The following is a 14152-nucleotide window of genomic DNA, read 5'->3' on the forward strand; positions in this document are numbered from 1 at the left end:
CGCATGGCGTACGCACAGCTCTCGCACAGACGAGCCTCCGTACGCCCTGCCCAGGGGCGTTCCATCCGCGTAGACTCCGCGCGTGGCCAAGGTGACTCGGGATGACGTGGCAAGACTGGCGGGTACGTCGACCGCCGTCGTCAGCTACGTCATCAACAACGGACCCCGGCCGGTCGCCCCGGCCACGCGCGAGCGTGTCCTCGCCGCCATCAAGGAACTGGGGTACCGGCCCGATCGCGTCGCCCAGGCGATGGCCTCGCGGCGCACCGATCTCATAGGCATGATCGTGCCGGACGCGCGCCAGCCCTTCTTCGGGGAGATGACCCACGCGGTCGAGCAGGCCGCCGCCGAGCGCGGAAAGATGGTGCTCGTCGGCAACACCGACTACGTCGCCGAGCGCGAGGTCCACTATCTGCGGGCGTTCCTCGGGATGCGCGTCTCCGGGCTGATCCTCGTCAGCCACGCCCTCAACGACAACGCCGCCGCCGAGATAGAGGCGTGGGACGCGCGGGTCGTGCTGCTGCACGAGCGGCCCGAGGCGATCGACGACGTGGCCGTGGTGACCGACGACATCGGCGGCGCGAAGCTCGCCGTGGAACATCTGCTCTCGCACGGCTACGCGTACGTCGCCTGTCTGGGCGGTATCGCGGAGACCCCGTTGGTCGGTGACCCCGTCTCCGACCACGTCGAGGGCTGGCGGCGCGCGATGGACGAGGCCGGGATCTCGACGGAGGGGCGGCTCTTCCAGGCGCTGTACAACCGGTACGACGCGTACCAGGTGGCGCTGGAGCTGTTGTCGGGGCCGGACCGGCCGCCGGCGATCTTCTGTTCCACGGACGACCAGGCCATCGGTGTGCTGCGGGCCGCGCGGGAGTTGCGGATCGAGGTGCCGAGTGAGCTGGCTGTCGCCGGGTTCGACGACGTCAAGGAGGCGGCGCTCACGGATCCGCCGATGACGACGGTCGCGACGGACCGTACGGGGATGGCTCGGGCCGCGGTCGATCTGGTCCTCGACGACGGGCTGCGGGTCGCCGGGTCTCGGCGCGAGCGGGTGAAGCTGTTTCCCTCGAAGCTGGTCGTGCGGCGGTCCTGTGGGTGCGGATAGCGCCGTGCCGGTGTAGCGCCGGAGGGGCTTGTCACCGTTGCCGACCGCGGGTCCGTCGTGGCTGATCGCGCAGTTCCCCGCGCCCCTTGGGTATGCGGGCGCGGGGTTCTGCTGCCGTGAGTGCTGTCAGAACAGGGCGTTGTACTGGTTGTAGCCCGTGCCGAGCTTGATGCGGGCGGCGAACAGGGACGTGGAGGCCTTGTTCGTGCCCGGGTAGAGCCAGAGGGTGCCGCCGGAGTCGCGGGCGATGACGTCGGCGATGGCGTCGCCGGTGACGTCGCCGTTGGTCACGTAGGCCGTGAACGTCCAGCCGGTGCGGGCCTGGATGCGGGCGGACCAGGGGGCCGTCGCCTTGCCGGTGCCGCGGTACAGGTAGAGCGTGCCGTTGGAGGCGCGGACCAGGAGGTCGGCCTTGCCGTCACCGGAGAGGTCGCCCCGGCCGAGGAGCTTGGCGCCCTTCCATGCCTTGTTCACGACACGGATCTTGCTGTTGAACTGGCCGTTGCCCTTGCCGGGGTACAGGTAGACCGAGCCGTCGGCGTCGAGGGCGAGCAGGTCGGGGAGCGCGTCGCCGGAGAGGTCTCCGGGGATCGCGTACGACTTGTAGCCGCCCCAGACCGAGCTGATCTGCATCCAGGTCCACTCCCAGGTGGAGTGGTTCATGTAGCTGCGGTACAGCTTGCCGTCGTTCTTGTCCCGGATGATCAGGTCCTGGTAGAAGTCCCGGTCCAGGTCGGCCTGCATGCCCCAGCTCGCGTTCTGCCAGCCGTTGCCCTGGTAGGCGCGCGTGGTGAGCGAGGTGCCCTTGCTGTCCTGCTGGAAGAGGTTCCCGGAGGGCGTGCGGGCGAGCAGGTCGGCGCGGCCGTCGTACGTCAGGTCCGTGTCGTCGATCCGGGGCTGGGCGGCCCAGGTGTACGAGGAGACCTTGGTGAAGACCGGGTAGGCGCCCTTGGCGGTGCAGCCGGAGACGCCCCACGACACGATGCCGACGACCTTGCCGCCGACCACGAGAGGGCCGCCGGAGTCGCCGTTGCAGGTGCTGGTGGTGCCCTCGTCGCCGCCGGAGGCCGGGGTGCCCGCGCAGACCATGGAGCCCTCGGCGAAGTAGTCCGTGCCGAGGACCGACTTCATCGCGCTGTCGCAGGTCGTGTCCTTGACCAGCGGCAGCGTCGCCTTCTTGAGCTTCGCGGACAGCTGGGCGTCCTCACCGCCGGAGGTCAGGCCCCAGCCGTACACCGTGGCGCTGGTGCCGGCGGTGTAGAGCGCGCTGTCGCTGGACGCGGCCAGGCGCAGCGTCTTCTGCTCCAGCGGGCGGTCCAGGGTGAGGACGGCGACGTCGTTCTTGATGGTGTTCTCGTCGTACTTCGGGTGCTGCCAGTCGCGCAGGATGCCCGCGACCGTGCCCGTGGTGTCGTCGTACAGGTCGGTCGCCCCGGCCAGGACCGCGCCGTTCGCCTCCCAGTCGAGACCCGAGACGCAGTGGGCGGCCGTGAGGACCTTGTTGGGGGCGACCAGGGTGCCGCCGCAGAAGTAGCCCTCGTCGGTCGCCGCGTCGTAGTAGGCGAGCTGGACCATCCAGGGCGCGGAGGAGATCGTGGTCTCGCTGCCGCCGATGATGAACGGGGACTGGTTCGAGGCGTCCGACTCGTCGGCGCCCTCGGTGGAGTCGTCGCCCGCCGGTCTCGCCTGGTCCTCCGCCGCCTTGATCACGCGTTGGCGGAGTTCCTTGGCGGAGGCCTTGGGCGCGGCGGGCTGGTCGAGGGTGACGCTGGGCTGGGACGGCTCGTCGGCCGCCGTCGCGGGCTGCGCCGCGAGGACACCGGCGCCGCTCAGCGCGAGCGCGAGGGCTGCGGCGGGCAGTGCCTTGAAGGCACGTATCACTCAGGGCTCCTGGGATGCGTGGATGGGTGTGGTGGGTGTCGTGGCAACCCGAGCAGGGCGTACGACGCCGACCGCCCCCGTTCCCGGTCTCCCGGCCACGGGTCGTATCGCGGAGCCCCCTCCGGCTGGGTGATCGTAGGCCTCGTATGTCACGCCGTACACGGACATCACAGGAGCCAGACAAGTATTCGGACACCGCGTTCCGTGAGATCACCGCGCGGCAACCTTCCGTTTCCCTCGGCCGCTGGGCTCCGGTGTCTTCAGGCCGCTGGGTTCCGGCGTCTTCAGGCCGCTGAGCTCCGGCGTCCTTATACGGGGCGAACGAGGTTCTGGTGGGGTTCTCAGGGAGCACTCAGGAACGTCTCATGGTCGGGCGCCAAGCTCTGAGTCATGACCGAGAGCTTCCGCCGCAGCGGCGAGTACGAGAACCCCTACGAGGGGGAACAGCAGCAGCACTCCGGGTACGCCGAGGGCGAGACCCAGCAGCAGCACGCGTACGTCCAGCAGCAGGCCTCCGCCCCGGTGAACCCGGAGTGGCCGCCCCCGCCGGCGTACGACCCTGCCGCGGCCTCGGCACACACCGCTCCCACCGCGCTCCTCACCGAGCCGGTCTCCTCCCCGCCCGCCTCCGCTCCGAGGAAGCGCGCCCGCGGTCCGATCGCCCTCCTGGCGGCCGTGGCGTTCGTCGCGGCGGCGATAGGCGGCGGTACGGCGTACGGCATCCAGGAGCTGACCGGCACGGACACCGTGGCCTCCAGCTCCGCCAGCACGAGCGTGGTGCCGACCAGCCAGAAGGGCACGGTCGCCGGGGTCGCCACGGCGGTCTCCCCCAGCATCGTGGAGATCAGCGCCAGCTCGAACGCGGGTGAGTCGACCGGTTCCGGTGTGATCATCACCAGCGACGGCGAGATCATCACCAACAACCACGTGATCTCCGGCGCCTCCCAGATCAAGGTGACGACGCACGACGGCAAGTCCTACACCGCCGAGGTCGTCGGCACCGACAGCAAGAAGGACCTCGCCCTCATCAAGCTGCGGGACGCCTCCGGGCTGAAGGCCGCCACCCTCGGCAACTCCGACGGCGTCAAGGTCGGCGACCAGGTCGTGGCGATCGGCTCCCCCGAGGGCCTGACCGGCACCGTCACCAGCGGCATCGTCTCCGCGCTCGACCGGGACGTGACGGTCTCGACGGACGAGAGCCAGGGGCAGCAGCAACAGCAGGGCGGCGGCCAGTGGCCGTTCGAGTTCGGCGGCCAGGAGTTCAACGGCGACACCGGCTCCTCCACGACCACGTACAAGGCGCTCCAGACCGACGCCTCGCTCAACCCCGGCAACTCCGGCGGCGCGCTCATCGACATGAACGGCAACATCATCGGCATCAACTCGGCGATGTACTCGGCCGCGGACGCCACGTCCGCCAGCGCGGGCAGCGTCGGCCTCGGCTTCGCGATCCCGATCAACACCGTCAAGTCCGACCTGAGCACGCTGCGGGCGGGTGGCTCGGACTGAGGTCCGGTCACCCCTCCGACCAGGCAGATCCCTTCCAGTCCAGCCAGTCCCTTCCAGTCCAGCCAGTCCCTTCCGGTCCCGCCCGGTCCCTTCCGGTCCCGCTGAGTCCCAGGAGTTCGCCATGAACAGGCAGATCGCACAGATTTCCCACACCGTCGCGACCGCCGGTGACCCGGCCGGGCTGGGCCTCGCCCTCGCAGTGGCGGCCGAACTGCACCCGGCGGTGACGAGGGCCCCCGAGGTGGCGTCCGCCACCCGAGGCACGGCCCGCCGCACCACGGGGGCGCGCCCGCACCGCCGTACGGTGCGCGGCTGATCCGCACGGGCTACTGCGCGGCCGGGGGACGTGCGAGGCTAGGGCCCGTACCGCGCGCGCCCCTCCAGGGGCGCGGGGAACCGCGCGACCAGCCACGACGCCCCCGAACCAGGCACCGCACAAACCCCCACGGCGCCCCGGCCTTGTCAACCACCCCACCCGAGGAACGAACACCACCATGAGCCCCGCCGAAGGCGCCCCCGAGCCCCAGCGCATCCTCATCGTCGACGACGAGCCGGCGGTGCGCGACGCACTCAAGCGCAGCCTCGCCTTCGAGGGCTACGGCACCGAGGTCGCCGTCGACGGCGCGGACGCGCTGGAGAAGGCGACCGCGTACAGGCCGGACCTGGTGATCCTCGACATCCAGATGCCCCGCATGGACGGGCTGACCGCCGCCCGCCGGATCCGTGGCGCGGGCGACACGACCCCCATCCTGATGCTCACCGCCCGCGACACGGTCGGGGACCGCGTCACCGGCCTCGACGCCGGCGCGGACGACTACCTGGTCAAGCCCTTCGAGCTGGACGAACTCTTCGCCCGCGTCCGCGCGCTGCTGCGCCGCAGCTCGTACGCGGCCGCCGTGGCCGAGGCGGCCGAGGTGGACGAGGCGCTGACCTTCGCGGACCTGCGGATGGACCTGGCGACGCGGGAGGTCACGCGGGGCGGGCGGCCGGTGGAGCTGACCCGCACGGAGTTCACGCTCCTGGAGATGTTCATGGCGCACCCGCGCCAGGTCCTCACGCGTGAGCAGATCCTGAAGGCGGTCTGGGGCTTCGACTTCGAGCCGTCCTCCAACTCCCTGGACGTGTACGTCATGTATCTGCGCCGCAAGACCGAGGCGGGCGGCGAGCCGCGCCTCGTCCACACCGTGCGCGGCGTCGGGTACGTCCTGCGACAAGGCGGCGCGGAGTGAGGAAGGTGGTACGCCGGTACCGTTCCCTGCCGATCCGGAGCCGGCTGTCGCTGCTGGTGGCGGCGGCGGTGGCGTTCGCGGTCGCGGCGGTGTCGGTGACCTGCTGGTTCATCGTGCAGGGGAAGCTGTACGAGGAGCTGCAGGACGAACTGCAGAAGTCGATGCGCATGGCTCGTGACCAGGCCTGGGTCGCGGTCAGCGACTGCACGCAGACCCCCCAGGAGGACAACTCACGTTTCGGCCCCCGGAACACCTACTTCCAGGCGGTGTTGGAGGACGGGACGGCCTGCGTCCTGAACTTCTCGGCCGGTACGGTCAAGGTCACCGAGACCGACAAGGAGATCGCCAAGGAAACGGACGGTCCGCAGGGTGTGTTCCGCAACGGGACCGACGCGGACGGCAACGACGTACGGGCCATGGTCGTGCCCGTGAGCTTCGTCAACCAGGACACGGGAGAGGTCTCCAATGCGGCCCTCCTCGTCGCCGTCCCCCTGCACGGCACCCAATCCACCCTCAACGACCTCGCCCTGATCCTCCTCCTCGTCTCCGGCATCGGAGTCGTCGGCGCCGGAGCGGCCGGGCTCGCCGTCGCCCGGGCCGGCCTGCGCCCGGTCGACAAACTCACGGAGGCGGTCGAACACGTGGCGCGGACGGAGGACCTGAGCATCCGTATCCCGGTGGAGGACGAGAGCGAGGACGAGGTGGCCCGCCTGTCGCGCTCCTTCAACTCGATGACGAGCGCGCTGGCGAGCTCCCGGGACCTGCAACAGCAACTGATCGCGGACGCGGGCCACGAACTCCGTACGCCCCTCACCTCCCTGCGCACCAACATCGAACTCCTCACCCGCAGCGAGGAGACGGGCCGCCCGATCCCGGCGGAGGACCGCAAGGCGCTGCTGGCCTCGGTGAAGGCCCAGATGACCGAACTGGCCTCGCTGATAGGAGACTTGCAGGAGCTGTCGCGCTCGGACTCGGGTCAGCAGGGGGGCCGCCACCTCCAGGTGGTGGACTTCCAGGAGACGGTCGAGGCGGCCCTGCGCCGGGCCCGGCTGCGCGGCCCCGAGCTGACGATCACGGCGGACCTCCAGCCCTGGTACGTCCGCTCCGAGCCCTCCGCCCTGGAGCGGGCCATCGTCAACATCCTCGACAACGCGGTGAAGTTCAGCCCCGAGGGCGGCACGATCGAGGTGGCCCTGGACGCGGGTGTCCTCACGGTCCGCGACCACGGCCCCGGCATCCCCGAGGACGAACTCCCCCACGTCTTCGACCGCTTCTGGCGCTCCCCTTCGGCACGAGCGCTGCCCGGCTCGGGCCTGGGCCTGTCGATCGTGGCCCGCACGGTCCAGCAGGCGGGCGGCGAGGTGTCGCTGTCCCGCGCGGACGGCGGCGGCACGCTGGCGACGGTACGGCTGCCGGGGGCGGCGACGGCTCCGCAGCCATCCGACTGTGGCTCCGCTCGCAACCCGCACGACAGGTCTTAGGCGCCGGTCCTCCCGTCGACGAGCTCGCACACGACGTCGAGGTGGCCGTTGTGGCGGGACGTCCGGGACGACGGGACCGAGTTCCTCATCGGTCGGCTTCCCGTCCCGGTTTCGGGCCCACTTCACTCGATGCCCTTGACCCCCTCCACGAACGCCGACCAGGACGCGGGCGAGAGGAGCAGGAGGTGGCCGTCCGGGACCTTACTGTCCCGGACGGGGACGGTGTCTATGTAGCCGTCGGCGACTTCGAGGCAGTTGTTGGCTCCGCCGTCGCTGTAGGACGACTTGCGCCAGACGGCGGTGGTGAGGTCGAAGGTGTGGTTCATGACCTGTGCTCCTCCAGTACGTCCCTGATGAAGGTCAGCGACTCCGACGGGGAGAGTGCCATATCCCGCAACCGGTCGTAGGACAAGTGGTGGTGCAGGACGTCTTCCGGATCGTCCATCAGCATCCCGAAGCTGTCAGCTTCCGTGTAGGCGACGGCACTTCCGTCCTTCTGCCAAAGCAGGGTCAGTGATCCCTTCCCCATGAGGTGGTGAACACCGGCAGAGAACGGCAGCACCTGAACGACGACGTTGTGCCACTGGGCCACGGCCTCGATGTGTAGCAGCTGGCCCTCCCATGTCTCCGCGCTGGCCGAAGGGCGGCGCAGCGCGTTCTCGTCGATGACGAACCGGACACTCGGCGCGGGATCCCTGCGCAGCAGCAGCTGTCGCCCGAGACGGGCGGCGACCTGCTCCTCGATCGCGTCGGCGTCAAGCTCTCGTGTTGCCCGGGGCCAGACAACACCTCACGAGCGAATTCTTCGGTCTGCAACAGCCCAGGCACGTTCGGCGTGAACACGCGCACCATCCGTGCCGCGTCCTCCAACCGCATGTACTCCTTGTACTTGTCCTTGAAGGCATCGATCCGAGCCACCTTCCAGAGACAAACCAGCAGGTCACCAGAGCCATAGTAGGCGTCCAGGTCCTCCATGACCGTCATCTTGGACAGGCGCCCACCCGACTCCAAGCGGCTCAGATAGCTCTTGTCGTAGCCCGTCTCGTCGGCCATCTGCCCCAGCGTCTTACCTGCCTTCTCCCGCAGGAACCGCAGTGTCCGACCGAGCACAGAACGCCCCGACTCGGCTTCCGCGTCAACCGTTCGCCCACGTCACCCCCCACCGTGGTCTGGCGCTCCAGACAACACCAGACCTCTTCCGCAGCATACGTGGCAGCTGTGACGATCAGGGCACGAACGGTAATCACCGCTCGTCAAACCCTCCCCTGCCCACGATCAGGAGGCATCGTCATGCTCGGATTCGTCGCGAGACTCTGCGCGGTCCTGTTGCCCGGACACGCCCGGCGTCGGGCGGCGGCGACAGGCCGACCCCTCTGCGAGGAAAGGACGTTGGACCCCGCCCCGCCGCGCCCCCGTCCGCCCGTCGACGACATCTGGCTCTTCGAGCCGTACGACGCCTTCGTACGGCCCTACGTGCTCACTGCGGAAGAGCTGTACGTCCACGGGATGGGAGTGCCCGCATGATGAGCGGTCTGCGGCTGTTGCCCTGGACGACGCCCGACGGGAAGCCCTGTTACCTGGACCCGGACACCGCGCACCCGGGAGCCCTCTCCCAGCTCGCCGACAGCGTGGAGGTCATGCAACTCGGGTCGGCGGAGGAGGTGGTGGCGGGCGGCAGGGCCGTACTCGGGGACGCGGCGGCAGGGGAGCGGGCGGTGCGGTTCGCGCTCACGCGGGCCGTGGAGTCGTTGGAGGACGTGCTGCGGATCGCGCTCAGTCGGCGGCGGCGGATCGGCGTGGACGACGAAGGCGGCGAGGACGGTGGTGCGGATGCCCGGGCCCAGCCGTAGGTGACCGGCCCGCCGGCACCCCGTGCTACGCCGCGAACGCCGCCGGCTCCCCCAGCTGGGCGGCCGCCGTCCGCCAGGCCGCCGTCACCGCGCGGTGCGCTCGCCCCGTGTCGGCGGGGTGGGCGCCGGTGAGGGTGAGTGGTGTCCCCACGTGGACGTGGAGGTGGGGGCGTCGCACCGGTGCGGTGAGCAGGCCCGCGAGCTGCTTGGCCGTGTTTCCCGAGGTGACCCGGCGCGCCCCGGCCTGGCCGACCGGGACGACGGGCGCTCCGGTGCGTGCGGCGAGCCGGGACAGCCCGCTGCGGAACGGTTCGGGTGCGGCCTCGGCGGCGTCCCTGCGAAGCGGGATCCCGCCCTCGGCGTAGATGAGGACAAGTCGGCCCTCGTCCAGCGCGGCCGCGGCGAGGTCGAGCGCGCGGGCGGCGCGCGGGTCCCGGCGGTGGACGGGTATGTGTCCCTCGCGGGCGAGCGCACGGCCGAGCAGCGGGGCGCGCCACAGGTCGGCGGCGGCCATGACGACCGGCTGGACGCCGAGGCGATGCAGCGCGGCGAGTACGACGACGGGGTCGGCGAGCGAGGTGTGGTTCGCGGCGATGATGCTGCCCGGCATCAGGACGGGGCCCGCCTCGGCGGTCATGGTCAGACGTCCTACGGCGGGTACCAGGACGTCGGCGAGGCGGCTGAGCATGTGGGTCTCCCGGTCTCGACGGTGATGGCCTTCATCGTCGGCGGCCCACCGCGACCGGCCCTGAGTGCTCGTACTCAACTTCGGCCGTGCCGGATACCCAGATGGCCTTGATGTCCTCGCGCGCGGGAGCGCAAGCCTTGTGGATCTTGCGTGACAGGTTCGTGACAAGTTTCTGAGAAGGGTCTGAGAGATCTCTGACGCCCATGTGATGTCGGTCGTGTTCGCTGCTGGTGAGTTCTTCGAGTTCTCCGTTCCCCCAGACGACAGAACCGGTGGTGGCCGACGCCGGCGTACAGCAGTAGGAGCGCACAACCATGCGAACCGCACTCAAGGCAGCCCTGAAGAAGAGCGCACTCGTCGCGGTCTCCACCGCGCTGGCCGTGTCCGGTGTCCTTGCCGGCACCGGTTCCGCCCAGGCCGCCACCGGCCCGGGCGGCGCGACGAACATCCGCGGCGTCGACCCCGGCGACACCGACTCGATGATCGAGCGGCTCTGCGCCCAGGAGACGAGTCTGACGGGCGTGTATGGCGCCCTCAACGTCCGGACGGGCGAGTTCAAGACCAAGGACGAGTACCACCGGGACGTCTTCGGGCTGTGGACGCCGGCCGGTGACTGGGAGCTCTTCCGTGGCTGGTGTGGCTACGCGCAGGCGTCGACCTGGTCCACCAAGGGCGCGCCGGTCCGTACCTCGCCGTGGATCGGCAACCGGGGGTCGAAGGACGACAAGGAGACCTTCGTCAGCAGCTACAGCACGAAGACGTTCGCCAAGAAGAGCGTCGGCGCCACCCTCAGCCTCTCCGTCGCCAAGAGCATCTTCTCGGGCAGTGCGGGCGGCAGCTTCAGCTACGAGTGGGGCTGGGAGAAGACGTCGAGCTTCGAGCGCCGCAGCGAGAAGACGATCCCGCCATGCACCCAGGTCGCCGTGACGTGGACGCCGTACCAGCGCGTGGTCCGCGTCAACCCGGTCTTCTACGTCGAGGACTACTCCTGGAACAAGGGCAACGGCGAGAAGACCGTCCACACCTGGCGCGACCGCTCCTACCGCACGATCTACTCGTACGGCTACTACATCGACGGCGTCTCCGACAAGCTCCTCCCCAACGGCCAGCCCGACGGCCGTGAGGACAAGTGGGAGGAGAAGCTGGACCCGGAGACCTGCGCCCGCTGAGGTGGTGAAAAAGCGGTTCCCCGCGCCCCTCACAGGGGCACGGGGAACCGCTCGTTCAGCCATGGACGCGCCGCGGTGCGGAGGAAGCGGCGCAGCGGGCGCTAGCTGATGATCGTGATCCGGTTGGCGGCCGGCGGGGCGATCGGGTTCGCGGCCGAGGAGTTGGCCAGCAGGTACTGCTCGAGCGCGGCGAGGTCATCGCCGCCGACCAGGTCGTTCGTGCCCTGGCCCAGCGTCGGGAAGCCGTCGCCGCCGCCCGCGAGGAAGCTGTTGGTCGCGACGCGGTACGTGGCGGCCGGGTCGATCGCGGCACCGTTGAGCTTGACGCTGTCGACGACGATCCGGTCCGCGCCGGTCTTCGTCAGGTCGAGCGTGTACGTCAGACCGGACGACGGCAGCAGCACCTTCGGCGCGGCGGCGTTCGTCCCGCTCACCTGCTCCTTGAGGACCGAGATGAGCTGGGCGCCCGTGAAGTCCTGCAGATTGACCGTGTTGGAGAACGGCTGGACGGTGAAGCCCTCGGCGTAGGTCACCACGCCGTCGCCCTCGGTGCCCTTGGCCGCGTAGGTGAGCGGCGCGCGCACACCACCGGGGTTCATCAGCGCGAGGTCGACCTCGGGGTCCAGCGCCTTGCCGTACCAGTACTGCGCGTCGGCGATCAGGTCACCCATCGGGGACTCGGTGCCGGCGTTCGGCACATCGGCGGATATGTGGCCGATGGCGCGGTTGCCGATGGGCGCGGCGAGGGTGTTCCACCTGCTGATGAGGGCCGTCATGTCGGCGGCCTTCTCCACGTCACGGGTGACCACGTGGTTCGCGGACGTCACGGCCGTACGGGCGATGTCGCCGGTCCGGCGGTCGTACGTCAGCGTCGTGTCGGTGTAGAGGCGGCCGAAGGACGCGGCCGAGGTGACCGTGCGCGGCTTGCCCGCCGGGTCGTTGATGGTGCAGGCGTACGCGGCGTGCGTGTGGCCGGTGACGAGGGCGTCGACCTTCGGCGTGATGTTCTTGGCGATGTCGACGATCGGACCGGAGATGCCGTCACCGGCGCCGGGCGAGTCGCAGTCGTAGTTGTACGACGTGGAGGCGGGGGCACCGCCCTCGTGGATCAGCGCCACGACCGACCTGACGCCCTGGCGCTCCAGCTCCTTGGCGTACTTGTTGATCGTCTGGACCTCGTCCTTGAACTTGAGGCCCTTGACGCCCTCGGCGGAGACGACGCCCGGGGTGTCCTCCAGGGTCACACCGATGAAGCCGATCTTGACGCCGTTCTTCTTCCACACCCAGTAGGGCTTCAGGAGCGGCTTCTTGGTCTTCTCCTCGATGACGTTCGCCGCGAGGTACGGGAAGTCGGCGCCCTTGAACTTCTTGCCCTTGACGTAGCAGCCGTCGGTCGGGTGGCAGCCGCCCTTCTGCAGCCGGGCCAGTTCCTTGGCACCCTCGTCGAACTCGTGGTTGCCGACGCTCGTGACGTCCAGGTCGAGGCCGTTCAGCGCCTCGATGGTGGGCTCGTCGTGGAAAAGACCCGAGATCAGCGGGGAGGCGCCGACCATGTCACCGGCGGCGGCCGTGATCGAGTAGTCGTCGGCCCGGCGGGCGTCGCGCAGATGCGTGGCGAGGTACTCGACGCCACCGGCGTTGATCGTCTCGGTGTGACCGTCCTCGTGGACGTGCGTGACCCGGCCCGAGGAACCGGCCGGCGGCTCCAGGTTGCCGTGCAGGTCGTTGAACGACAGCAGCTGCACGTCCTGGTACCGGCCCGGCTTCTCCTTGCCGGGCTTGGACGGCTTCGCCTCACCGGCGCTCGCCGGGATCGCGGCGGCCAGCGCCCCTACGGTCGCCAGTCCGGCCGCCACGGCGAGGATCCGGTTACGGCGGCTTCTGCGGCGCTGCGCTTGGGGTGTGGCTGACATGTGCCCCCCTGGTTCGTATGGAAGTAAGAAAAACGTGAGACAGGCCCCGTCGGCCCGAAGCCTAGGGTCAACGCGCGTAGCGCGGGAGAGGGTTCATGGTTACGACCTGATTGCCGTCGGGGAGAACTGATGACAAAGGGGGACAACCTCAGGGGCGCGGGGCAGTGACATCAGCGGCTCCGCCGCGGGGCGCGATCAACCACAGACCACCGGCAGCCGCAAGACCACAGAACCGGCCGAGCTCTTCCGCGCTCTCTGCGGAGCAGCCCGGTTAACCTCGAACCCATGACCAGCGACGACACCGGCCGGCCGAGCGCAGCGGCCAGCGCAGCCGCACGCAGTATCGAAACCCGCCTGGAACTCACCCCCGACCAGAAGGCGGCCGTCCTCAGCCTCCTCGAAGAGTCCGCCCAGGTCGACGGCCAGCAGGCGGTGTCCGAGCAGGGCCGGCTCCACCTCCGCGGAGCGGCTCGCGACGGCGTACGGCATCTCCTCCTCACCGTCGGCACCCAGCTCGTCGGCTACGCCCAACTGGAGGACACCGACCCGGTGGAGGCCCCCGCCGCCGAGCTGGTCGTCCACCCCTCCCACCGGGGCCACGGCCACGGCCGCGCCCTCGGCTCCGCCCTGCTCGCCGAGTCCGGCAAGCGCCTGCGCGTCTGGGCGCACGGCGGCCACTCCGCCGCCCGCCACCTCGCCCAGGTCCTCGGCCTCACCCTCTTCCGCGAACTGCGCCAGATGCGCCGCTCCCTGGCCGATTTCGACCCACCCGAGCCGGCGCTCCCCGACAGCGTCACCGTCCGCGCCTTCACCCCCGGCGAGGACGACGCGGCCTGGCTCGCCGCGAACGCGGAGGCCTTCGCCCACCACCCCGAACAGGGCTCCCTCACCCAGCGCGACCTCGACGACCGCAAGGCCGAACCCTGGTTCGACCCGGCGGGCTTCTTCCTGGCGTTCCGCGACGGCGAACTGATCGGCTTCCACTGGACGAAGGTGCACGCCGCCGAACAGCTCGGCGAGGTCTACGTCGTCGGAGTCCGCCCCGGCGCCCAGGGCGGCGGCCTCGGCAAGGCGCTCACCACGATCGGCCTGCGCCATCTGGCCGCGCAGGGCCTGCCGACCGCGATGCTCTACGTCGACGCGGACAACAAGGCGGCGGTGACGGTGTACGAGCGGCTGGGTTTCGTGACGTACGAGACGGACCTGATGTACCGCTCGGAGACATAACGGCCCGATCCGGAAGTTTTCCACAGGCAGGGGACGGTGGCGTTGACACCGTCCCCTCTCTTGCACCACCCTTTCACTACTCAATTAGTGAAAGGGTGGT

The 14152-nt window shown here is 69.9% G+C and carries 14 protein-coding genes and 1 pseudogene; 9 read left to right on the plus strand and 6 right to left on the minus strand.

The window, feature by feature from the left end:
• The first annotated feature begins 82 nt into the window (after positions 1-82).
• Positions 83-1105, plus strand: coding sequence for a LacI family DNA-binding transcriptional regulator (locus ACWD26_RS18830; protein WP_451271360.1), 1023 nt, complete (start codon positions 83-85; stop codon positions 1103-1105).
• A gap of 126 nt (positions 1106-1231) precedes the next feature.
• Here the strand turns inward: ACWD26_RS18830 and ACWD26_RS18835 are convergent, their stop codons facing one another.
• On the minus strand, positions 1232-2986 hold the full coding sequence (locus tag ACWD26_RS18835) for a trypsin-like serine protease (protein ID WP_451271362.1): 1755 nt from the start codon (positions 2984-2986) through the stop codon (positions 1232-1234).
• Positions 2987-3376: 390 nt separating this feature from the next.
• On the opposite strand from ACWD26_RS18835, the gene ACWD26_RS18840 reads away from it, so the two are divergent.
• The 4 genes from ACWD26_RS18840 to ACWD26_RS18855 all read left to right on the plus strand — a co-directional run bounded on the left by ACWD26_RS18840 (position 3377) and on the right by ACWD26_RS18855 (position 7205).
• Positions 3377-4495, plus strand: a complete 1119-nt coding sequence (locus tag ACWD26_RS18840) for a S1C family serine protease (protein ID WP_451271364.1) — start codon at positions 3377-3379, stop codon at positions 4493-4495.
• A gap of 121 nt (positions 4496-4616) precedes the next feature.
• Complete coding sequence (locus tag ACWD26_RS18845) at positions 4617-4811, plus strand: hypothetical protein (RefSeq protein WP_451271366.1); 195 nt, start codon at positions 4617-4619, stop codon at positions 4809-4811.
• Between the two features lie 178 nt (positions 4812-4989).
• Complete coding sequence (locus ACWD26_RS18850) at positions 4990-5724, plus strand: response regulator transcription factor (protein WP_451271368.1); 735 nt, start codon at positions 4990-4992, stop codon at positions 5722-5724.
• The gene (locus ACWD26_RS18855; RefSeq protein WP_451271370.1) at positions 5721-7205 is read left to right on the plus strand and encodes a HAMP domain-containing sensor histidine kinase; all 1485 of its coding nucleotides are present in this window, start codon (positions 5721-5723) and stop codon (positions 7203-7205) included. The genes ACWD26_RS18850 and ACWD26_RS18855 overlap by 4 nt, the downstream gene beginning before the upstream one ends.
• A 122-nt stretch (positions 7206-7327) precedes the next feature.
• On the opposite strand, the gene ACWD26_RS18860 is transcribed toward ACWD26_RS18855, so the two are convergent.
• The 3 genes and pseudogenes from ACWD26_RS18860 to ACWD26_RS18870 all read right to left on the minus strand — a co-directional run.
• The gene (locus ACWD26_RS18860; RefSeq protein WP_451271372.1) at positions 7328-7531 is read right to left on the minus strand and encodes a DUF397 domain-containing protein; all 204 of its coding nucleotides are present in this window, start codon (positions 7529-7531) and stop codon (positions 7328-7330) included.
• The gene (locus ACWD26_RS18865) at positions 7528-7950 is read right to left on the minus strand and encodes a DUF5753 domain-containing protein (protein ID WP_451271482.1); all 423 of its coding nucleotides are present in this window, start codon (positions 7948-7950) and stop codon (positions 7528-7530) included. The genes ACWD26_RS18860 and ACWD26_RS18865 overlap by 4 nt, the downstream gene beginning before the upstream one ends.
• Before the next feature lie 71 nt (positions 7951-8021).
• Positions 8022-8258 (minus strand): annotated as a pseudogene (locus ACWD26_RS18870) (helix-turn-helix domain-containing protein); the annotation flags it as partial.
• Between the two features lie 336 nt (positions 8259-8594).
• On the opposite strand from ACWD26_RS18870, the gene ACWD26_RS18875 reads away from it, so the two are divergent.
• Positions 8595-8729: a hypothetical protein gene (locus ACWD26_RS18875; protein WP_451271374.1), complete on the plus strand. Its 135-nt coding sequence runs from the start codon at positions 8595-8597 to the stop codon at positions 8727-8729.
• Positions 8726-9055 carry a hypothetical protein gene (locus ACWD26_RS18880; RefSeq protein ID WP_451271376.1) on the plus strand — a complete coding sequence of 110 codons (330 nt, stop codon included), beginning with the start codon at positions 8726-8728 and terminating at the stop codon, positions 9053-9055. Before ACWD26_RS18875 ends, ACWD26_RS18880 begins: the two co-directional genes overlap by 4 nt.
• Positions 9056-9080: 25 nt before the next feature.
• On the opposite strand, the gene ACWD26_RS18885 is transcribed toward ACWD26_RS18880, so the two are convergent.
• Positions 9081-9743 (minus strand): lysophospholipid acyltransferase family protein, encoded by a 663-nt coding sequence (locus tag ACWD26_RS18885; RefSeq protein WP_451271378.1) that lies wholly within the window; start codon positions 9741-9743, stop codon positions 9081-9083.
• Between the two features lie 314 nt (positions 9744-10057).
• On the opposite strand from ACWD26_RS18885, the gene ACWD26_RS18890 reads away from it, so the two are divergent.
• Positions 10058-10912 (plus strand): hypothetical protein, encoded by an 855-nt coding sequence (locus tag ACWD26_RS18890; RefSeq protein WP_451271380.1) that lies wholly within the window; start codon positions 10058-10060, stop codon positions 10910-10912.
• A 101-nt stretch (positions 10913-11013) separates the two neighbouring features.
• On the opposite strand, the gene ACWD26_RS18895 is transcribed toward ACWD26_RS18890, so the two are convergent.
• A complete protein-coding gene (locus tag ACWD26_RS18895) occupies positions 11014-12825 on the minus strand; it encodes a bifunctional metallophosphatase/5'-nucleotidase (RefSeq protein WP_451271382.1) in 1812 nt (603 codons plus the stop codon).
• 285 nt (positions 12826-13110) lie between these two features.
• Between ACWD26_RS18895 and mshD the strand changes: the two genes are divergently transcribed.
• A complete protein-coding gene (mshD, locus tag ACWD26_RS18900; RefSeq protein ID WP_451271384.1) occupies positions 13111-14052 on the plus strand; it encodes a mycothiol synthase in 942 nt (313 codons plus the stop codon).
• Positions 14053-14152 lie beyond the last annotated feature (100 nt).

It is taken from the genome of Streptomyces sp. NPDC002787 (assembly GCF_053592095.1).

Coding starts and splice junctions, on each gene's coding strand:
- ACWD26_RS18840 (WP_451271364.1), top strand. CDS start 3,377: ATGACCGAGAGCTTCCGCCGCAGCGGCGAGTACGAGAACCCCTACGAG.
- ACWD26_RS18845 (WP_451271366.1), top strand. CDS start 4,617: ATGAACAGGCAGATCGCACAGATTTCCCACACCGTCGCGACCGCCGGT.
- ACWD26_RS18850 (WP_451271368.1), top strand. CDS start 4,990: ATGAGCCCCGCCGAAGGCGCCCCCGAGCCCCAGCGCATCCTCATCGTC.
- ACWD26_RS18860 (WP_451271372.1), bottom strand. CDS start 7,531: ATGAACCACACCTTCGACCTCACCACCGCCGTCTGGCGCAAGTCGTCC.
- ACWD26_RS18880 (WP_451271376.1), top strand. CDS start 8,726: ATGATGAGCGGTCTGCGGCTGTTGCCCTGGACGACGCCCGACGGGAAG.
- ACWD26_RS18885 (WP_451271378.1), bottom strand. CDS start 9,743: ATGCTCAGCCGCCTCGCCGACGTCCTGGTACCCGCCGTAGGACGTCTG.
- ACWD26_RS18890 (WP_451271380.1), top strand. CDS start 10,058: ATGCGAACCGCACTCAAGGCAGCCCTGAAGAAGAGCGCACTCGTCGCG.
- ACWD26_RS18895 (WP_451271382.1), bottom strand. CDS start 12,825: ATGTCAGCCACACCCCAAGCGCAGCGCCGCAGAAGCCGCCGTAACCGG.
- mshD (WP_451271384.1), top strand. CDS start 13,111: ATGACCAGCGACGACACCGGCCGGCCGAGCGCAGCGGCCAGCGCAGCC.